The organism is Bradyrhizobium sp. OK095, from assembly GCF_900109945.1.
In the GTDB taxonomy this organism is placed as follows: Bacteria; Pseudomonadota; Alphaproteobacteria; order Rhizobiales; family Xanthobacteraceae; genus Bradyrhizobium.
Window position 1 is genome coordinate 21,512 of record NZ_FOBX01000021.1, and the last position, 19,999, is coordinate 41,510.

General features: G+C 62.5%; 19 protein-coding genes. 18 read left to right on the top strand and 1 reads right to left on the bottom strand.

The window, feature by feature from the left end; genetic code table 11:
- Positions 1-12 precede the first annotated feature (12 nt).
- The 3 genes from rpoC to BMW89_RS34965 all read left to right on the top strand — a co-directional run bounded on the left by rpoC (position 13) and on the right by BMW89_RS34965 (position 8,624).
- The gene (gene rpoC / locus BMW89_RS34955; protein WP_092034884.1) at positions 13-4,209 is read left to right on the top strand and encodes a DNA-directed RNA polymerase subunit beta'; all 4,197 of its coding nucleotides are present in this window, start codon (positions 13-15) and stop codon (positions 4,207-4,209) included.
- A gap of 191 nt (positions 4,210-4,400) precedes the next feature.
- The gene (locus BMW89_RS34960; RefSeq protein ID WP_092034885.1) at positions 4,401-6,461 is read left to right on the top strand and encodes an FAD-dependent oxidoreductase; all 2,061 of its coding nucleotides are present in this window, start codon (positions 4,401-4,403) and stop codon (positions 6,459-6,461) included.
- A gap of 132 nt (positions 6,462-6,593) precedes the next feature.
- A complete protein-coding gene (locus tag BMW89_RS34965; protein ID WP_092034886.1) occupies positions 6,594-8,624 on the top strand; it encodes an ABC transporter ATP-binding protein in 2,031 nt (676 codons plus the stop codon).
- On the opposite strand, the gene BMW89_RS34970 is transcribed toward BMW89_RS34965, so the two are convergent.
- Complete coding sequence (locus tag BMW89_RS34970) at positions 8,543-9,775, bottom strand: FAD-dependent oxidoreductase (RefSeq protein ID WP_092034887.1); 1,233 nt, start codon at positions 9,773-9,775, stop codon at positions 8,543-8,545. The two genes, BMW89_RS34965 and BMW89_RS34970, sit on opposite strands and share 82 nt — an antisense overlap.
- 683 nt (positions 9,776-10,458) lie before the next feature.
- Here BMW89_RS34970 and rpsL point away from each other — a divergent pair.
- From rpsL to rpsQ, 15 genes are all read left to right on the top strand, one after another.
- Positions 10,459-10,830, top strand: a complete 372-nt coding sequence (gene rpsL, locus BMW89_RS34975; RefSeq protein ID WP_007603006.1) for a 30S ribosomal protein S12 — start codon at positions 10,459-10,461, stop codon at positions 10,828-10,830.
- Between the two features lie 15 nt (positions 10,831-10,845).
- Entirely contained in the window at positions 10,846-11,316 is a 471-nt protein-coding gene (gene rpsG, locus BMW89_RS34980) for a 30S ribosomal protein S7 (RefSeq protein WP_092034888.1), read from the top strand.
- 30 nt (positions 11,317-11,346) lie between these two features.
- Positions 11,347-13,419 (top strand): elongation factor G, encoded by a 2,073-nt coding sequence (gene fusA, locus BMW89_RS34985; RefSeq protein ID WP_092034889.1) that lies wholly within the window; start codon positions 11,347-11,349, stop codon positions 13,417-13,419.
- Positions 13,420-13,459: 40 nt separating this feature from the next.
- Complete coding sequence (gene tuf, locus BMW89_RS34990; protein WP_092034890.1) at positions 13,460-14,650, top strand: elongation factor Tu; 1,191 nt, start codon at positions 13,460-13,462, stop codon at positions 14,648-14,650.
- Between the two features lie 84 nt (positions 14,651-14,734).
- Entirely contained in the window at positions 14,735-15,043 is a 309-nt protein-coding gene (gene rpsJ / locus BMW89_RS34995) for a 30S ribosomal protein S10 (RefSeq protein WP_002712302.1), read from the top strand.
- A 53-nt stretch (positions 15,044-15,096) separates the two neighbouring features.
- Positions 15,097-15,810, top strand: coding sequence for a 50S ribosomal protein L3 (gene rplC, locus BMW89_RS35000; RefSeq protein WP_092034891.1), 714 nt, complete (start codon positions 15,097-15,099; stop codon positions 15,808-15,810).
- Position 15,811: 1 nt separating this feature from the next.
- On the top strand, positions 15,812-16,432 hold the full coding sequence (rplD, locus tag BMW89_RS35005; RefSeq protein ID WP_092034892.1) for a 50S ribosomal protein L4: 621 nt from the start codon (positions 15,812-15,814) through the stop codon (positions 16,430-16,432).
- The gene (locus tag BMW89_RS35010; RefSeq protein WP_007603019.1) at positions 16,429-16,731 is read left to right on the top strand and encodes a 50S ribosomal protein L23; all 303 of its coding nucleotides are present in this window, start codon (positions 16,429-16,431) and stop codon (positions 16,729-16,731) included. Before rplD ends, BMW89_RS35010 begins: the two co-directional genes overlap by 4 nt.
- A gap of 12 nt (positions 16,732-16,743) precedes the next feature.
- Positions 16,744-17,577: a 50S ribosomal protein L2 gene (gene rplB / locus BMW89_RS35015; RefSeq protein WP_092034893.1), complete on the top strand. Its 834-nt coding sequence runs from the start codon at positions 16,744-16,746 to the stop codon at positions 17,575-17,577.
- Positions 17,578-17,589: 12 nt separating this feature from the next.
- Positions 17,590-17,868 carry a 30S ribosomal protein S19 gene (gene rpsS, locus BMW89_RS35020; protein ID WP_074116739.1) on the top strand — a complete coding sequence of 93 codons (279 nt, stop codon included), beginning with the start codon at positions 17,590-17,592 and terminating at the stop codon, positions 17,866-17,868.
- 3 nt (positions 17,869-17,871) lie between these two features.
- Positions 17,872-18,258 (top strand): 50S ribosomal protein L22, encoded by a 387-nt coding sequence (rplV, locus tag BMW89_RS35025; RefSeq protein WP_092034894.1) that lies wholly within the window; start codon positions 17,872-17,874, stop codon positions 18,256-18,258.
- Positions 18,259-18,276: 18 nt separating this feature from the next.
- Positions 18,277-19,002, top strand: a complete 726-nt coding sequence (gene rpsC, locus BMW89_RS35030) for a 30S ribosomal protein S3 (RefSeq protein ID WP_092034895.1) — start codon at positions 18,277-18,279, stop codon at positions 19,000-19,002.
- Between the two features lie 31 nt (positions 19,003-19,033).
- Positions 19,034-19,447 (top strand): 50S ribosomal protein L16, encoded by a 414-nt coding sequence (gene rplP, locus BMW89_RS35035; protein ID WP_092034896.1) that lies wholly within the window; start codon positions 19,034-19,036, stop codon positions 19,445-19,447.
- A gap of 5 nt (positions 19,448-19,452) precedes the next feature.
- On the top strand, positions 19,453-19,656 hold the full coding sequence (rpmC, locus tag BMW89_RS35040; RefSeq protein ID WP_092034947.1) for a 50S ribosomal protein L29: 204 nt from the start codon (positions 19,453-19,455) through the stop codon (positions 19,654-19,656).
- Between the two features lie 13 nt (positions 19,657-19,669).
- Complete coding sequence (rpsQ, locus tag BMW89_RS35045) at positions 19,670-19,918, top strand: 30S ribosomal protein S17 (RefSeq protein ID WP_092034897.1); 249 nt, start codon at positions 19,670-19,672, stop codon at positions 19,916-19,918.
- Positions 19,919-19,999: the final 81 nt, after the last annotated feature.

Sequence of the window (19,999 nt, forward strand, 5' to 3'; positions counted from 1 at the left end):
GAGGAGAAGACGATGAACCAAGAAATTATGAATCTCTTCAACCCGACGACGCCGGCTCAGGTCTTCGACCAGATCCGGATTTCGATCGCGAGCCCCGAGAAGATTCTGTCCTGGTCGTACGGCGAGATCAAGAAGCCGGAAACCATCAACTACCGTACCTTCAAGCCCGAGCGCGACGGTCTGTTCTGCGCCCGCATCTTCGGGCCGATCAAGGACTACGAGTGCTTGTGCGGCAAGTACAAGCGCATGAAGTACAAGGGCATCATCTGCGAGAAGTGCTCGGTCGAGGTCACGCTGTCGCGCGTCCGGCGCGAGCGCATGGGCCATATCGAGCTCGCTGCCCCCGTCGCCCACATCTGGTTCCTGAAGTCGCTGCCCTCGCGCATCGGCCTTCTGCTGGATATGACGCTGAAGGATCTCGAGCGGATCCTCTACTTCGAATATTACGTCGTGCTCGAGCCGGGTCTCACCGCGCTCAAGGACCGTCAGTTGCTGTCGGAAGACGAGTATCTTCGGGCGCAGGACGAGTATGGCCAGGATTCCTTCACCGCCATGATCGGCGCCGAAGCGATCCGCGAGCTGCTCAAGGGCATGGACCTCGAGAAGCTCGAGCTGACCTTGCGTGCGGAGATGCAGGAGACCGACTCCGAGATCAAGCACAAGAAGCTCGCCAAGCGCCTGAAGATCGTGGAAGCGTTCCGCCACTCCGGCAACAAGCCGGAATGGATGATCATGACCGTGGTCCCCGTGATTCCGCCGGACTTGCGTCCGCTGGTGCCGCTGGACGGCGGCCGCTTCGCGACCTCCGATCTCAACGACCTCTACCGCCGCGTCATCAACCGCAACAACCGCTTGAAGCGGCTGATGGAGCTGCGCGCGCCCGACATCATCATCCGCAACGAGAAGCGCATGCTTCAGGAAGCGGTCGATGCGCTGTTCGACAACGGCCGCCGCGGCCGCGTCATCACGGGCGCCAACAAGCGTCCGCTGAAGTCGCTCGCCGACATGCTCAAGGGCAAGCAGGGTCGCTTCCGCCAGAACCTGCTCGGCAAGCGCGTCGACTATTCGGGCCGTTCGGTGATCGTGGTCGGTCCCGAGCTGCGCCTGCATCAGTGCGGCCTGCCGAAGAAGATGGCGCTCGAGTTGTTCAAGCCGTTCATCTATTCGCGGCTTGACGCCAAGGGCCTGTCCACCACCGTGAAGCAGGCCAAGAAGCTCGTCGAGAAGGAACGGCCCGAGGTCTGGGACATCCTGGACGAGGTGATCCGCGAGCATCCGGTGCTGCTCAACCGCGCACCGACGCTGCATCGTCTCGGCATCCAGGCGTTCGAGCCTGTGCTGATCGAGGGTAAGGCGATCCAGCTCCACCCGCTGGTCTGCGCCGCGTTCAACGCCGACTTCGACGGCGACCAGATGGCCGTGCACGTTCCGCTGTCGCTCGAAGCGCAGCTGGAAGCGCGCGTCCTGATGATGTCGACCAACAACATCCTGCATCCGGCGAACGGCCAGCCGATCATCGTGCCGTCGCAGGACATCGTGCTCGGTCTCTATTACGTCTCGATCGTGCGCGAAGGCCTGCCCGGCGAGGGCAAGATCTTCGGCTCGATGGCCGAGCTCGAGCATGCCCTGCATGCGAAGGTCATCCACCTTCACACCAAGATCAAGTACCGGTGGAACGGCATGGATGAGACCGGCAAGGTCACAACGCGCTGGATCGAGACCACCGCGGGCCGCGTCATGCTCGGCAATTTGCTGCCGAAGAACCCGCGTATCTCGTACGAGATCATCAACAAGCTGATGACCAAGCGCGAGATCTCAGGCGTGATCGACCAGGTCTACCGCCACTGCGGCCAGAAGGAGACGGTGATCTTCTGCGACCGCATCATGGCGCTCGGCTTCTACAACGCGTTCAAGGCCGGCATCTCGTTCGGCAAGGACGACATGGTCGTGCCGCACAGCAAGTGGAAGATCGTCGACTCCACCCGTACGCTGGCGAAGGATTTCGAGCAGCAGTACAATGACGGTCTGATCACCCATGGCGAGAAGTACAACAAGGTTGTCGACGCCTGGTCGAAGGCGACCGAAGAAATCGCCAAGGCGATGATGAAGGAAATCTCCGCCACCAAGAGGACGGCGAGCGGAGCGGAAGCCGAGGTCAACTCGATCTACATGATGGCGCACTCCGGTGCGCGCGGCTCGCCGGCGCAGATGCGCCAGCTCGCCGGCATGCGCGGCCTGATGGCCAAGCCGTCAGGCGAGATCATCGAGACGCCGATCATCTCGAACTTCAAGGAAGGCCTCTCGGTGCTCGAGTACTTCAACTCGACCCACGGCGCCCGCAAGGGTCTCGCGGACACCGCGTTGAAAACCGCGAACTCGGGCTACCTGACCCGTCGTCTCGTCGACGTTGCGCAGGACTGCATCATCACGCAGAGCGATTGCGGTACCAAGCTTGGCATCAAGATGCGCGCCATCGTCGATGCGGGCACCGTGGTCGCTTCGCTCGGTTCGCGCATCCTCGGACGCACGGCCTGCGATGACATCCGTGACAGCTCCGGCAAGGTGATCATCAAGCGCGATACGCTGATGGAAGAGAGCCATCTGGATGCCATCCATCAAGGTGGCGTGCAGGAGGTGAAGATCCGCTCGGCACTGACCTGCGAGCTCGTCAACGGCATCTGCGGCATGTGCTACGGCCGCGACCTCGCCCGCGGTACGCCGGTCAACCACGGTGAAGCCGTCGGCGTCATCGCGGCGCAGTCGATCGGCGAGCCGGGCACCCAGCTGACCATGCGCACCTTCCACATCGGTGGTGCGGCGCAGCTCAACGAGCAGTCGTTCGTCGAATCCAACTTCGACGGCAAGATCGTGATCCGGAACAAGGCCATCGCCCGCAACAGCGAAGGCCATCTGGTCGCGATGGTGCGCAACATGGTGATCGCGATCGTCGATGCCGACGGCACCGAACGTGCGACGCACCGTATCCAGTACGGCTCGCGGCTGCATGTCGACGAGGGCGACACCGTCAAGCGCGGCCAGCGCATCGTCGAGTGGGACCCGTATACCCGTCCGCTTCTCACCGAAGTGGAAGGCAGCATCGGCTTCGAGGACCTGGTCGAGGGTCTGTCGATCACGGAAACGCTGGACGAAGCCACCGGTATCGCCAAGCGCGTGGTCATCGACTGGCGCTCGACGCGCGGCGGCGGGGACCTGCGTCCCGCCATCGTGGTCAAGGGCAAGGACGGCAAGGTGCTCAAGCTCGCCCGTGGCGGCGATGCCCGCTACATGCTGTCGGTCGACGGCATTCTGTCGGTCGACATTGGAGCCAAGGTCCAGGCGGGCGACATCCTCGCCCGTGTCTCGACCGAAAGCGCCAAGACGCGTGACATCACCGGCGGTCTGCCGCGGGTGGCGGAGCTGTTCGAGGCACGGCGTCCGAAGGATGCGGCGATCATCGCCGAAATCTCGGGCACCATCCGGTTCGGGCGCGACTACAAGAACAAGCGTCGCATCGCGATCGAGCCGATGGACAAGACCGAAGAGGCGCGCGAGTACCTGATCCCGAAGGGCAAGCATATCCACCTTCAGGACGGCGACGTCGTCGAAAAGGGCGACTTCATCGTGGAAGGCAACCCGGCGCCGCACGACATCCTTGCGGTCAAGGGCATCGAGGAACTCGCGGCCTATCTGGTCAACGAAATCCAGGAGGTCTATCGGCTCCAGGGCGTGCTCATCAACGACAAGCACATCGAGGTGATTGTCCGTCAGATGCTCCAGAAGGTGGAAGTCACCGACCAGGGCGACACGGACATGATCTCCGGCGAGCAGATCGACAAGATCGAGTTCGACCAGATCAACGCGAAGGCCAAGGAAGAGGGCAAGAAGATTGCCACGGCGACGCCGGTTCTGCTCGGCATCACCAAGGCGAGCCTCCAGACCCGCTCCTTCTTCTCGGCGGCCTCGTTCCAGGAGACCACCCGCGTCCTCACGGAAGCGGCGGTCAACGGCAAGGTCGATCCGCTCGAAGGCCTCAAGGAGAACGTCATCGTCGGCCGGCTGATCCCGGCGGGCACCGGCGCCTCCATGGCCAAGATCCGCGAAGTTGCTGTGAAGCGCGACAAGATGATTCTCGACGAGCGCGAGAAGCAGGCGGCCGTTGTGTCGCCCGCGCCGGAGGCGGAGCTTCCTGCGCTCCCGCCTGCGGAATAATGGTTCATCCGTAGGACTACGAGGATAACGAAAAGGCCGGCGCAAGCCGGCCTTTTTGCTGCTTTGTTTCCCTGTTGCGGTGCGGGATCAACCTTTGTTCATCTTCCCTTCAGTCGCAAAAGCGCTTCTGCTAGGGGAGCTTAGACCGGTGATCCCGTGACGGGGGCAGGGCCGGAGACCACGGAACTGACATGCTTGATCTCGCAATCGTAGGCGGCGGCCCCGGCGGGCTGATGAGCGCCTGGTATCTGAAGAAGAAGCTCGGCGATCTCTGCCGCATCACGATCTATGAGGCGTCCGACCGGCTCGGTGGCAAGATCGTCACGCGCAAATTCGATTCGGCGCCGGCGATGTACGAGGCCGGCGTCGCCGAGATCTACGACTACTCGATGACGGGTCCGGATCCCCTGCGCGAGCTGATCCAGCATTTCGGTTTGCAGACCATTCCGATGGACGCCGAGCAGGTGCAGTTCGGCGGCGAGCTCCTCAACGACGTCGCCGGCATGCGCCGCAAATACGGCGCCAAGACTGCGGCCGCGATCGAGGCGTTCCGCAAGCGCTGCGCCGAGGCGATGTCGCCAATCGAATATTACGAGGGCGTCGGCGCGCACGACAACGAGAATCCCTGGGCCTACAAGACCGCCGAGCAGGTGCTCGACGAGGAGGTCGAGGACGAGACCGCAAAGCGTTTCTTCAAGGTGATGGCGCGCTCGGACCTCGCGACCGAGACCCACAACACCAACGGCCTCAACGCGCTGAAGAACTATCTGATGGATGTCGATGGCTATATCGGCCTCTATTCCATCCAGAACGGCAACGAGCAGCTGATCGAGTGCCTCCAGTCGGAGGTCAATGCCGACATCCAGCTCAATCACCGCGTGCTCACCGTCGGCAAGGCGCCGACCGGCCGCTACCAGCTCAAGATGATGAACGGCAAGGGACCGGAGACGCGCGACTTCGACCTCGTGCTGATGTGCCTGCCGCATTCCTGGCTCTCCACCGTGGGCTGGGAGGGCGAGCAGCTCCGCAAGTCGATGGTCAAGCACGTCTCGTATTTCGACCGTCCCGCGCATTATTTGCGTGTCTCGATCCTGTTCGACACGCCGTTCTGGGACGAGAAGATTCCCGGTGCCTGGTTCATGTCGGAGGCGTTCGGCGGCTGCTGCGTCTACAACGAGGGCGCACGCCACGACGTCGGCAAGCACGGCGTCCTGAACTGGCTGATTCCCGGTTCCGATGCGCTGGCCTTCGCCAATCTGTCGGACCAGGAGTTGATCGACGCCGCGTTGAAATCGCTGCCGGCCTCGCTCGGCGATGCGCGCGCGCATTTCGTGGAAGGCAAGATCCACCGCTGGCTGTCGTCGGTGAACGCGATCCCGGGCGGCCTGCCTGTGCGCGACGTCATGACCAACCATCGCCCTGAGCCGAAGGAGCATCCCGGCATCGTGGTGGTCGGCGACTATCTGTTCGATTCGACGCTGAACGGGCTGCTCGACTCCTCGGATGCGGCGACCGACATCATCCTGACCGAGATGATGCGCCTGCGCCGCGAGCGCGCACAGGACGACAAGCCGGTTTCCGACAAGATCGACCGCGCCTATTTCGAGAACTATCGCGGCCTTGGTCCATACAGCGAAGCGTGGAAGCACTTCACCGATCCCGATTATCTCGCCAAGCTGATCGGTATCGTCTGGGGCAAGGCGAAGGGCGCGAAGCTGCTGGTCGCGGGCTCCGCCAGCGGTGAGCTGGTCGGCGCGCTGCGCGAGCGCGGCATCGACGCCTTCGGCATCGAGAACAACCGCGCCATCCACGCCAAAACGCCGAAGGCGCTGAGGAAGTACAACAAGCTCGGCTCGATCATCGACATGCCGTTCAAGGACGGCAGCTTCGACTTCGTGTTCGAGACCAGCCTCTGCCATCTTTCCCCGAAGCAGGTGGTCCGCGCGATCCGCGAGCTCAACCGCGTGGTCAAGACCGGCCTCGTGTTCGGCTCGATCACCTCGGACATGGCTTCAGTTGTGATCGATCGCTACGACCTGTTGCGCGGGGTCAAGAAGCTCGGCACCTGGTGGGAATGGTCCGAGCTGTTCTTCGGCAACGGCTTCGACCTGTCGATGCATCGCAAGGACTGCGCAGATGCGCTCTGGGAGGCGACGCTCGCCGCCAACAAGGGCCCGGGCCAGTGGTACGCCGACGCCGACTCTTTGCGCTATTCCTTCTTCGACAAGGTCGAGGACGAGGACGACGACTAGCCGCAAGATGGAAACGGACGAGCCAATTGCTTTGCCGAATTCATTCTGATCGCATAGAATCAGTGCAATAGCGGTTGCCGCTATTTCCTGCTTTCTCTGCGGTCATGCCGGCCGTCAGCATCGGTTGGTTTCATGGCGTCCAGGCCTCCCTCTCCCGACAAACAGAAGCTCGCTGCGCAAGAGGCGGCCGAGCGCGACGACAAGCTCGCCCCCGTCAAGCCGGACCTTGAAGACGACGAGGACGACGAAGACGAGGATGATGACGAGCTGGAGCTCGACGACGATGATGATGAGGACGAGGATCTCGTCGTCTTTACCGCGCGCGAGGCCGCCGGCGCGCTCGCTACCATCCTGGGTTTCGTCAAACCCTTCCTCGTCAACTACAAGCGGATGCTGTCATTCGTGGCGTTCGGCGTCGTCGTCGAGACGCTGTTCAACGTCATCATGCCGCTCAGCCTGAAGTATCTGATCGACGACGCGCTCGGCGAGGAAGACTTCCAGGCGCTGTACAAGATCCTCGGCGTGCTCGCTGTTGCCGGCATCTTCACCTCGATCGTCGCGGTCTGGTATGAGCGCTGGGACGCACGGCTTGCTGCCTGCATCATCTCCGACGTCCGCAAGCGCCTGTTCGAGCATGTCCAGGATCTGCCGACGGCCTATTTCGGCCGCACCAAGCGCGGCGAGATCCTGTCGCGCTTCTCGGTCGACCAGGCTGCCTTCGAAGGCTCGGTCAAGACCTTTGCCAACAGCGCGGCGCTGCCGTTCCTGGAACTCATCGCCGGCATCATCCTGATGTTTTTCTTGAACTGGCAGCTCGCGGTGGTCGCGCTGCTGGTGTTCCCGATCACGCTGATCGGCCCGCGCATCCTCACCCCGAAGGCGGTGCAGGCCAATTACGAGCAGAAGCAGAACGAAAGCGCGTTGCTCGGCATGGTGCAGGAGAACGTGGCCGCGCAGGCGGTGATCAAGGCATTCAGCCTGCAACGCAAGATGTTCGGATTCTTCGCCTTCCGCAACGACGAGACACGCCGCAAGATCGCGTCAGCCGCGTTCCTCTCGACCATGGTGGAGCGGACGGTCACCATCTCGGTCTTGATGCTGCACCTCGTGGTGCTCGCTATCGGCGCGTATCTGGCGACCAAGGGCCAGATCACCATCGGCACTTTCGTCACCTTCGAGAGCGCGTTCTGGGAGGTCTCCTACAACATCGCCCATGTGATGCACTTTATCCCGGTGTCGATCTCCTCGGCCGCCGCGATCCGCCACATGCAGGAACTGCTGGATGAGCCGACGCGCGGTGCCGATCGTCCCGGCGCGCCCGACCTGCCGCGCGTCACCAATGACATCACCTTCGACCATGTCACGTTCCAGTACGAAGGCAGCCAGACGCCGGTGCTGGACAATCTCAGCCTCAAGCTCAATGTCGGCAAGCGCATCGCCATCGTCGGCCCCTCGGGCTCCGGCAAGAGCACGCTGCTCAACCTGATCCTGCGGCTCTACGTGCCCGACGAGGGCCGCGTCACCATCGACGGCGTGGACGTGCGCAAGGTGACGCTGGATTCGCTGCGCCGGAGCATGGCGGTCGTGTTCCAGGAGAACATGCTGTTCAACATGTCGATCCGCGAGAACATCCGGCTCGGCAAGGAGGGCGCGACCGATGCGGAGGTGGAGGAGGCCGCCAAGAAGGCCGAAATCCACCGCTACATCATGAGCCTTCCGCAGCGTTACGACACGCCGGTCGGGGAGCGCGGCGACACGCTCTCCGGCGGCCAGCGCCAGCGCATCGCGATCGCGCGCGCGATCATCCGTAACCCGTCCGTGCTGCTGCTGGACGAGGCCACCTCGGCGCTGGACCAGACCACGGAAGCCGCGATCAACCGCACGCTGCTCAAGGTCGCCAAGGGCCGCACCATGATCTGGTCGACCCATCGCCTGAGCTCGGTGGTCGAGATGGACGAGATCATCGTGATTTCAGGGGGCAGGGCGATCGAGCGCGGCTCCCACGCCGCGCTGCTGGCCGAGAACGGCACCTACCGCAAGCTGTGGAACGACCAGACTCACCAGCCGCATGGCGCGGCGGCTCAGGCCGATGACGACAGCGACGATGACGAGGATGAAGACGACCTCGAGGATGATGAGGACGAGGACGACGAGGAGGAGTGACCGAGGAAGTTCGCTCCTCCGAGCGGCCGTAACAGCCCCTGAGCCGACCAGGCGATGAAGCGCGCCCAGCGCTGCGCGGTCCAGTAGGGGCTCGTGGCGATCGACACTGAGCGGAAGTCGAACGCCTTCGCCGCCGACCATTCATCGCAATCCCGTTTGACCGGATCGGCGTAGAAGCCGGCGATCTTGGCCGCATCCATGCCGTCGGAGGCGAGCCATTGCGGGATGTAGACATTGCAGAGCCGCTCGACGTCGGTGAAGACCTTGTCACAGCCGGTGCCAGCGACGGGGCAAGAGGTCGAGAACGCATCGCCGACCAGCGCGAGGCCGTGCAGGCCGCCGGCATCGTTCACATAGAGATCGACCGGGCGAATCTTCAGCTCGCCAGAGATGTCGAAGGCGCCGGTGATGCGTTTGAGCCGGGGCAGGGCGGCATTCAGCGTCTCGGCCGGTGCGCGGCGCAGATCGTGCAGCCAGGGATCGTCGAAGCCGCGATAGACGAACAGATTGGCGCGCATCCGCGTGCCGACCGGAAACAGCGTGATGTAGGGGATGCGGTCGCTCGGCCGCTCCGAGAAATAGGTCAGCGCCGGGAAGCCGAACGCATTCCGCCCGGCCGGCACCACGTCGAATCCGATCGAGATCGAATGGCAGGCGCTGACGATCTTTCGTGTGATTCCGAGCTGGTGGCGCAGGCCGACATTGAGGCCGTTGGCGAGTACGACCAGGCGGGCGGAGAGCGTCTCGCCGTTGGAGAGCACGACCTTCTGCCGCTCCGAGCTGGTCTCGAGCGAGACAGCCTTGGCCCAGATGCGCTCGACGCTGGCAGGGATTTCGTCGCGGACCGCGTTGACCAGGGAATCATAAAGGATGTTGAACTGCCGGCTCGGTGCCTTGTCGAGCAGGTGGCCGAATCGGGCGATCCAGTTCTCGCCGGCAAAAGTCGCCCGCCGCAGCACCGATTCTCCGATTCCCGTCCTCAGGAATCGGTCGACCTGGGTGTGACCGCTGAGTTTTTCGACCCGAAAGTCCGCCGGATAGCTCTCATGCGGATCGATCAACACCGCCGAAATGCCGGCGCGGCCGAGCATTGCGGCGGCGGTCGAGCCGGATAAGCCCCCGCCGATAATGGCAATGTCGGTGTACCGCATGACGCAAATCTCTGCCGAAGGTGGCAGATTGGCGCATCAACAGGAAAAAAAGCCTTAGCAGGAGTTATAAAAGTATATTTCTTCCGGGTATAAATAGGTCGCTGGGGTAGCGGAACAGGCCCGGCGTTGCCATATCGGGGAGGTGCGGCGAGTGCGGTAAACATCGGTTTGGGCAGTGCCAGAAGCGGTTTCTGACTGTCGTTTCGCCTTGACTTGATCGATTCCCACTTATAGAAAGCGCCTCACTTACACGACAGGCGGTGAGCATTGCCAACGTCGGAACGGGCCACCCGTTGATCCCAGGGATTAGATCCCCAGGGGTCGCTAAAGCGGGCACCAACCTCGACGAATGCCGCTCAAACGCTGTCGATTATAGCTAGGCAATGCCAGTGCGATTTTAGATCTCTTGAGCTTGTTCTCTCGAGATCGAATTCGGATGCATGACCTCGGTACGCGGGCCGCGGCTTTACGCTGATCGGCTTCAATATCGCGGTCCTCTGTGGCGTCGTAACGCTTTCCGCTCGGTGATGGAGCGGTTGGCGCAATTTCGCTTTGTGCGGATTGTTCCGTGCGGGCGGCCTCGTCGGGCGGGTGGCTCGAAAGAATTTGCGGTTCCGTCAAGGGGTCGCGCTCAAGACAGCGGATCCGGAAGGGTTCGCCACAGAACAAAGGGTAAGGCCAGGATGCCGACGATCAACCAGCTGATCGCTCAACCGCGTGAAGTGCAGAAGTCGCGCAAGAAGGTGCCGGCGCTGCAGCAGTCGCCGCAGAAGCGTGGTGTTTGCACCCGCGTCTACACCACGACCCCGAAGAAGCCGAACTCGGCGCTTCGTAAGGTCGCCAAGGTGCGCCTGACCAACGGTTTCGAGGTGATCGGCTACATCCCGGGTGAGGGCCACAACCTTCAGGAGCACTCGGTGGTCATGATCCGCGGCGGCCGCGTCAAGGATTTGCCCGGCGTTCGCTACCACATCCTCCGCGGCGTTCTGGATACCCAGGGCGTCAAGAACCGTAAGCAGCGTCGTTCGAAGTACGGCGCGAAGCGTCCGAAGTAAGCGGGAACCAGCTCAATGTCTCGTCGCCACTCAGCGGAAAAGCGCGAAGTCCTTCCCGATCCGAAGTTCGGGAACATCATCGTCACGAAGTTCATGAACTCGGTGATGTACGCCGGCAAGAAGTCGGTCGCCGAAGGCATCGTCTACGGTGCGTTCGGTATCATCGAAGCCAAGACCAAGCAGAGCCCGCTCGGCGTGTTCGAGCAGGCACTCGAGAACGTCATGCCGACGATCGAAGTGCGTTCGCGCCGCGTCGGCGGCGCGACCTACCAGGTCCCGGTCGAAGTTCGCACGGTGCGTCGTCAGGCCCTGGGCATCCGTTGGTTGATCTCGGCTGCGCGCGATCGCAACGAGAAGACGATGACCGAGCGGCTCTCCGCCGAGCTCCTGGACGCATCAAACAACCGTGGCAACGCCGTCAAGAAGCGTGAAGACGTGCACCGGATGGCGGAAGCCAACCGTGCCTTCTCGCACTATCGCTGGTAACGGCGAAACACGGAATCTAAGGAACACTCCATGCCCCGCGTTCATGCCATAGAGAATTACCGCAACTTCGGTATCATGGCGCATATCGATGCCGGCAAGACCACGACCACCGAGCGCATCCTCTATTACACCGGCAAGAGCCACAAGATCGGCGAAGTGCACGAAGGTGCCGCGACGATGGACTGGATGGAGCAGGAGCAGGAGCGCGGCATCACGATTACGTCGGCCGCGACCACCGCGTTCTGGGAAGGCAAGCGTCTCAACATCATCGACACTCCCGGCCACGTCGACTTCACCATTGAAGTCGAGCGCAGCTTGCGCGTGCTCGACGGCGCCGTGTGCGTGCTCGACTCCAACCAGGGCGTCGAGCCCCAGACCGAGACCGTCTGGCGTCAGGGCGACAAGTACAAGGTTCCGCGCATCGTCTTCGCCAACAAGATGGATAAGACCGGCGCCGACTTCTACAAGTGCATGCAGGACATTATCGATCGCCTCGGCGCAAAGCCGATCGCGATCCAGCTTCCGATCGGCTCCGAGAACAACTTCAAGGGTCTGGTCGATCTCGTCCGTATGAAGGGCGTGGTCTGGGAAGAAGAGAAGCTCGACGCCAAGTTCGTCGACATCGATATTCCCGAGGACATGGTCGAGAAGGCCAAGGAATATCGCGAGAAGCTGTTGGAAGCCGCCGTCGAACTCGACGACGAAGTTCTCGCCGCTTATCTCGATGGCAAGGAGCCTGATGAGGCGACGTTGAAGCGCCTGATCCGCAAGGCCGTGCTGACTGGCGCGTTCTTCCCGGTGTTGTGCGGCTCGGCCTTCAAGAACAAGGGCGTGCAGCCCTTGCTCGACGCGGTCGTGGATTATCTGCCGTCGCCGGTCGACGTGCCCGCCATCAAGGGCGTCGATGAAGACGGCAACGAGATCGTTCGTCTGCCGGACGACAAGGAGCCGCTGGCTCTGTTGGCTTTCAAGATCATGGACGACCCGTTCGTCGGTACCATCACCTTCTGCCGTATCTATTCGGGCACGCTGATGTCGGGTACCGGCGTGATCAATTCGACGCGCGACCGCAAGGAGCGCATCGGCCGCATGTTGCTGATGCATGCGAACAATCGCGAAGACATCAAGGAAGCCTATGCCGGCGACATCGTCGCGCTGGCTGGCCTGAAGGAAGCGCGCACCGGTGACACGCTGTGCGATCCCGACAAGTCGGTGATCCTCGAAAAGATGGAATTCCCCGAGCCGGTCATCGAGATCGCGATCGAGCCGAAGTCGAAAGCCGACCAGGAAAAGCTGGGCGTGGCGCTGGCGAAGCTTGCCGCGGAGGATCCGTCCTTCCGCGTGTCGACCGACCAGGAGTCCGGCCAGACCATCCTCAAGGGCATGGGCGAACTCCATCTCGACATCAAGGTCGACATCCTCCGCCGTACCTACAAGGTCGACGCCAACATCGGCGCGCCGCAGGTTGCGTTCCGTGAGCGCGTCACCAAGAGGGCCGAGGTCAAGTACACCCACAAGAAGCAGACCGGCGGTACCGGTCAGTTCGCTGAAGTGTCGATCGTGGTCGAGCCGAACGAGCCCGGCAAGGGCTACGAGTTCGAATCCAAGGTCGTCGGCGGCTCGGTGCCGAAGGAATACATCCCCGGCGTCGAAAAGGGCCTCAACAGCGTCATGGGCGCCGGCGTCGTCGCGGGCTTCCCCGTGGTCGACGTCAAGGTCTCGCTGGTGGACGGCAAATACCACGACGTCGACTCGTCGGCGCTCGCCTTCGAAATCGCCTCGCGTGCTGCATTCCGCGAAGCGCTGCAGAAGGGCAAGTCCGTCCTGCTCGAGCCGATCATGAAGGTCGAAGTGGTGACCCCGGAAGACTACACCGGCTCGGTCATCGGCGACCTGAATTCCCGGCGCGGTCAGATCCAGGGGCAGGACATGCGCGGCAACGCCAACGTCATCAACGCGATGGTGCCGCTCATGAACATGTTCGGTTACGTGAATAACCTGCGCTCGATGAGCCAGGGTCGCGCAACCTTCACCATGCAATTCGACCACTACGCAGAAGCGCCGGCGAACGTGTCGGCGGAAGTCCAAAAGAAGTTTGCCTGATTATCGTCGGTCTCGAACTGACGATTGAACGGAGAGTCAAATGGCCAAAGCAAAGTTTGAACGTAACAAGCCGCACTGCAACATCGGCACCATCGGTCACGTCGACCATGGCAAGACGTCGCTGACCGCGGCGATCACCAAGATCCTCGCCGAGACCGGCGGTGCGACGTTCACCGCGTACGACCAGATCGACAAGGCGCCGGAAGAGAAGGCGCGCGGCATCACGATCTCGACCGCCCACGTCGAGTACGAGACCAAGAACCGCCACTACGCCCACGTCGACTGCCCGGGCCACGCCGACTATGTGAAGAACATGATCACCGGCGCCGCTCAGATGGATGGCGGGATCCTGGTCGTGTCGGCTGCTGACGGCCCGATGCCGCAGACCCGCGAGCACATCCTGCTCGCCCGCCAGGTCGGCGTGCCCGCGCTCGTCGTGTTCCTCAACAAGTGCGACATGGTCGACGATCCGGAGCTGCTCGAGCTGGTTGAGCTCGAAGTTCGCGAGCTGCTCTCGAAGTACGAATTCCCGGGCGACAAGATTCCGATCATCAAGGGTTCGGCGCTCGCTGCGCTCGAAGATTCCGACAAGAAGCTCGGCCACGACGCCATCCTCGAGCTGATGAAGGCCGTCGATGAGTACATCCCGCAGCCGGAGCGTCCGATCGACCAGCCGTTCCTGATGCCGGTTGAAGACGTGTTCTCGATCTCGGGCCGCGGCACCGTCGTCACCGGCCGTGTCGAGCGCGGCATCGTCAAGGTCGGCGAGGAAATCGAGATCGTCGGTCTCCGTGCCACCCAGAAGACCACCGTCACCGGCGTCGAAATGTTCCGCAAGCTGCTCGATCAGGGCCAGGCCGGCGACAACATCGGTGCGCTGCTCCGCGGCACCAAGCGCGAGGACGTCGAGCGCGGCCAGGTTCTGGCCAAGCCGGGTTCGGTCAAGCCGCACACCAAGTTCAAGGCTGAGGCCTACATCCTCACCAAGGAAGAGGGCGGCCGCCACACCCCGTTCTTCACCAACTACCGTCCGCAGTTCTACTTCCGCACCACCGACGTGACCGGTGTCGTGCATCTGCCGGAAGGTACCGAGATGGTGATGCCGGGCGACAACATCGCGATGGAAGTGCACCTGATCGTGCCGATCGCGATGGAAGAGAAGCTCCGTTTCGCGATCCGCGAAGGTGGCCGCACCGTCGGCGCCGGCGTCGTCGCCTCGATCATCGAGTAACAAGCGATAGGGAATGGCGAGTAGCGAGTGGACTAGAAACCATTCGCTATTCGCTACTCGCCACCCACTAAGAAAGACACGGCAATGAACGGCCAAAATATTCGTATCCGTCTCAAGGCGTTCGACCATCGTATCCTCGATACGTCGACCCGCGAGATCGTGAACACGGCGAAGCGCACCGGTGCGCAGGTTCGCGGACCCATTCCGCTGCCCACCCGCATCGAGAAGTTCACCGTCAACCGTTCGCCGCACGTCGACAAGAAGAGCCGCGAGCAGTTCGAGATGCGCACTCACAAGCGCCTGCTCGACATCGTCGATCCGACTCCGCAGACCGTCGATGCTTTGATGAAGCTCGACCTGGCCGCCGGTGTCGACGTCGAGATCAAGCTCTAAGATTTTTGGATCACGTTCGCGACTTGCGGACAGAAAGAACAGGAAGCACGCCGATGCGCTCCGGAGTGATCGCACAAAAGGTCGGGATGACGCGGGTCTTTACAGAGGCCGGCGAACATATCCCCGTGACCGTGCTGAAGCTCGGCAATTGCCAGGTCTTAGGCCACCGCACTGAAGAGAAGAACGGCTACGTGGCGCTCCAGCTTGGTTCTGGCAGCCGCAAGACCGTTTACATGCCCAAGGCGGAGCGCGGCCAGTTCGCGGTCGCCAAGGTCGAGCCGAAGCGGCAGGTCGAGGAATTCCGCGTCTCCGCGGATGCCATGATCCCGGTTGGCGCCGAAATCCTCGCCGACCACTTCGTCGTCGGCCAGTTCGTCGACGTCACCGGCACCTCGGTCGGTAAGGGCTTTGCCGGCGGTATGAAGCGCTGGAACTTCGGCGGTCTGCGCGCCACCCACGGTGTGTCGGTGTCGCATCGTTCGATCGGTTCGACCGGTGGCCGTCAGGACCCCGGCAAGACCTGGAAGAACAAGAAGATGCCCGGCCACATGGGTGTCGACCGCATCACCACGCTCAACCTCCGCGTCGTTCAGCTCGATGTCGAGCGCGGGCTGATCCTCGTCGAAGGCGCCGTTCCCGGCTCCAAGGGCGGCTGGATTCGCGTGCGCGACGCCGTCAAGAAGCCGCTGCCGAAGGATGCTCCGAAGCCCGGCAAGTTCAAGGTTGCTGGCGAAGCGGACGCTGCTCCGGCTGCGCAGGAGGCGTGAGATGGAATTGAAGGTCACCACCCTCGAAGGTAAGGAAGCGGGCTCCGTCCAGCTGTCCGATACCATTTTCGGTCTCGAGCCGCGCCAGGACATCATCGCACGTTGCGTGCAATGGCAGCTCAACAAGCGTCAGGCCGGTACCCACAAGGCCAAGGGCCGCGCCGAGATCTGGCGCACCGGCAAGAAGATGTACAAGCAGAAGGGCACCGGCGGTGCTCGTCACGGCTCGGCCCGCGTGCCGCAGTTCCGTGGCGGTGGCCGTGCCTTCGGTCCGGTGGTGCGTTCGCACGAAACCGGCCTGCCGAAGAAGGTCCGTGTGCTTGCTCTCAAGCATGCTCTGTCGGCCAAGGCCAAGGACGGCGATCTGATCGTGATCGACAAGGCCGCGCTGGAAGCCGCCAAGACCAAGGCGCTGCTCGGTCATTTCTCCGGCCTCGGCTTGACCAACGCGCTGATCATTGATGGTGCCGAGCTCAACAACGGCTTTGCCGCTGCTGCCCGCAACATCCCGAACATGGACGTGCTGCCGATCCAGGGCATCAACGTCTATGACATCCTGCGCCGTCGGAAGCTTGTTCTGACCAAGGCCGCCATCGATGCGCTGGAGGCGCGCTTCAAATGACGAAGAACATCGAGCCTCGCCACTACGACGTGATCCTGTCGCCGGTTGTGACCGAAAAGGCCACGATCGCCTCGGAGCACAACAAGGTGCTGTTCAAGGTGGCCGCGAAGGCGACCAAGCCGCAGATCAAGGAAGCGATCGAGAAGCTGTTCGACGTCAAGGTCAAGAGCGTCAACACGCTGGTCCGCAAGGGCAAGACCAAGATCTTCCGCGGCAATCTCGGCTCGCAGTCGAACTCCAAGCGCGCGATCGTGACTCTCGAAGAGGGTCACCGGATCGACGTGACCACCGGTCTGTAAGGTCGTACGACGATGGCACTGAAGACATTCAATCCTACGACGCCGGGCCAGCGCCAGCTGGTCATGGTCGATCGTTCGGCGCTCTACAAGGGCAAGCCGGTCAAGGCGCTCACCGAAGGCAAGCATTCCTCGGGCGGCCGCAACAACACCGGTCGCATCACCGTGCGCTTCCGTGGCGGTGGTCACAAGCGGACGCTGCGCACCGTCGATTTCAAGCGTGAGAAGATCGACGTTCCCGCGACCGTCGAGCGGCTGGAATACGATCCGAACCGCAGCGGCTTCATCGCGCTGATCAAGTATCAGGACGGCGAGCAGGCCTACATCCTGGCGCCGCAGCGCCTGGCCGTGGGTGACACCATCATCGCCGGTAACTACGTCGACGTGAAGCCGGGCAACGTCATGCCGCTCGGCAACATGCCGGTCGGCACGATCATCCACAACATCGAGCTCAAGATCGGGAAGGGCGGCCAGCTCGCCCGTTCCGCGGGTACCTATGCCCAGCTCGTCGGTCGCGACCAGGACTACGTGATCGTCCGCCTGAATTCGGGCGAGCAGCGCCTGGTGCACGGCCGTTGCCGCGGCACGATCGGCGCGGTGTCGAACCCGGATCACATGAACACGTCGATCGGCAAGGCCGGCCGAAACCGCTGGCTGGGCCGCAAGCCGCACAACCGCGGCGTTTCGATGAACCCGATCGACCATCCGCACGGCGGTGGTGAAGGTCGTACCTCGGGCGGTCGCCACCCGGTCACTCCGTGGGGCAAGCCGACCAAGGGCAAGAAGACCCGCTCCAACAAGTCGACCAACAAATTCATTCTCCTAAGCCGCCACAAGCGGAAGAAGTAAGGAACGCCGGACATGGTTCGTTCAGTCTGGAAAGGCCCGTTCGTCGAGGGTTCTCTGCTCAAGAAGGCAGATGCCGCGCGCGCGTCCGGCCGTCACGATGTCATCAAGATCTGGAGCCGTCGCTCGACGATCCTGCCGCAATTCGTCGGCCTGACCTTCGGGGTCTACAACGGTCAGAAGCACGTGCCGGTGGCCGTCAACGAGGAAATGGTCGGTCACAAGTTCGGCGAGTTCTCGCCGACCCGTACCTTCCATGGCCACTCCGGCGACAAGAAAGCCAAGAGGGCTTAAACGATGAGCAAACCTAAGCGCGAACGGAGCCTCGCCGAGAACGAGGCCAAGGCTGTCGCCCGGATGCTTCGGGTGAGCCCGCAGAAGCTCAACCTGGTCGCCCAGCTTATTCGCGGCCGGAAGGCGGCTTCTGCGCTCGCCGACTTGCAGTTTTCGCGCAAGCGGATCGCGGTCGACGTGAAGAAGTGCCTGGAATCGGCTATCGCCAATGCCGAGAACAATCACGACCTCGACGTCGATGATCTCGTCGTGGCGCAGGCCTTCGTCGGCAACGGCCTCGTGATGAAGCGCTTTGCCGCCCGTGGCCGTGGCCGCTCGGGCCGTGTCTACAAACCATTTTCGCAGCTGACGATCATCGTTCGTCAGGTCGAAGCCGAAGCAGCGGCTTAAGGGACGCAGGAGCACACGATGGGTCAAAAGATCAATCCGATCGGTCTGCGTCTTGGCATCAACCGTACCTGGGATTCCCGCTGGTTCGCCGGCAAGCAGGAATACGGCAAGCTGTTGCACGAGGACGTCAAGATCCGCGAGATCCTGCACAAGGAGCTCAAGCAGGCGGCCGTCGCCCGCATCATCATCGAGCGTCCGCACAAGAAGTGCCGCGTCACCATCCACTCGGCTCGTCCGGGCGTGGTGATCGGCAAGAAGGGCGCCGACATCGACAAGCTGCGCAAGAAGGTCGCGGACATCACGTCGTCCGACGTCGTCATCAACATCGTCGAGATCCGCAAGCCGGAGCTCGATTCGACGCTGGTGGCCGAATCGATCGCGCAGCAGCTCGAGCGCCGCGTTGCGTTCCGACGTGCCATGAAGCGCGCCGTGCAATCGGCGATGCGTCTCGGCGCGGAAGGCATCCGGATCAACTGCTCGGGTCGTCTGGGCGGTGCGGAAATCGCGCGTATGGAGTGGTATCGCGAAGGTCGCGTGCCGCTGCACACGCTGCGCGCCGACATCGATTACGGCGTCGCGACCGCGTTCACGACCTTCGGCACCTGCGGCGTCAAGGTCTGGATCTTCAAGGGTGAGATCCTCGAGCACGATCCGATGGCCCAGGACAAGAGAATGGCCGAAGGCGAGACCGGCGGCGGTGGCGGTGGTGATCGTGGCGGCCGTCAGCGCCGCGACGCGGCCTGAGCCAGTACAGAGAATTTGAGGGCTTGAAGCCATGATGCAACCTAAGAAAACGAAGTTCCGGAAGGCGCATAAGGGCCGTATCCACGGCGTTGCGTCTTCGGGCGCGACGTTGGCCTTCGGTCAGTTCGGCCTGAAGGCGGCCGAGCCTGATCGCGTCACCGCGCGCCAGATCGAGGCCGCTCGCCGCGCGCTGACCCGCCACATGAAGCGTGCCGGCCGTGTCTGGATCCGCGTGTTCCCCGACGTTCCGGTGTCGAAGAAGCCCGCCGAAGTCCGCATGGGCTCCGGCAAGGGTGCGCCGGAATTGTGGGTCGCGCGCGTCAAGCCGGGTCGGGTGATTTTCGAGATCGACGGTGTCACGGTGCAGACCGCAAAGGAAGCGCTGACGCTCGCGGCCGCCAAGCTGCCGATCAAGACGCGCTTCGTCGAACGCATTGCGGAGTAATGGCCATGGCCCAGATGAAGATCGAAGACATCCGCGCGTTGAGCCCCGATCAGCAGGATGACGCCATCCTGAACCTGAAGAAGGAGCGCTTCAACCTGCGCTTCCAGCGTGCCACCGGGCAGCTCGAGAACACCTCGCGCCTGCGCGAGGCCCGCCGTGACATCGCCCGGATCAAGACCGTCGCCGCGCAAAAGCGCGCGAAGAAGTAAGAGGCTTACGAAGATGCCGAAACGTACTTTGCAGGGCCTGGTCGTCAGCGACAAGCAAGCCAAGACCATCGTGGTGCGCGTTGACCGCCGCTTCACGCACCCAATCTACAAGAAGACGATCCGCCGTTCGAAGAACTACCACGCGCACGACGAGAGCAACGAGTTCAAGCCGGGCGACATGGTGTGGATCGAGGAATCGAAGCCGATTTCCAAGTTGAAGCGCTGGGTCGTGATCCGGGGCGAACACAAGAAAAGCGCCTGATCTGTTGGCTTTAGCCGACTGACTTCAGGGAAATGTTGAGCGCCGGCTGGGCTGGCGCATAGAGAAGAGGACGAGGTGCAT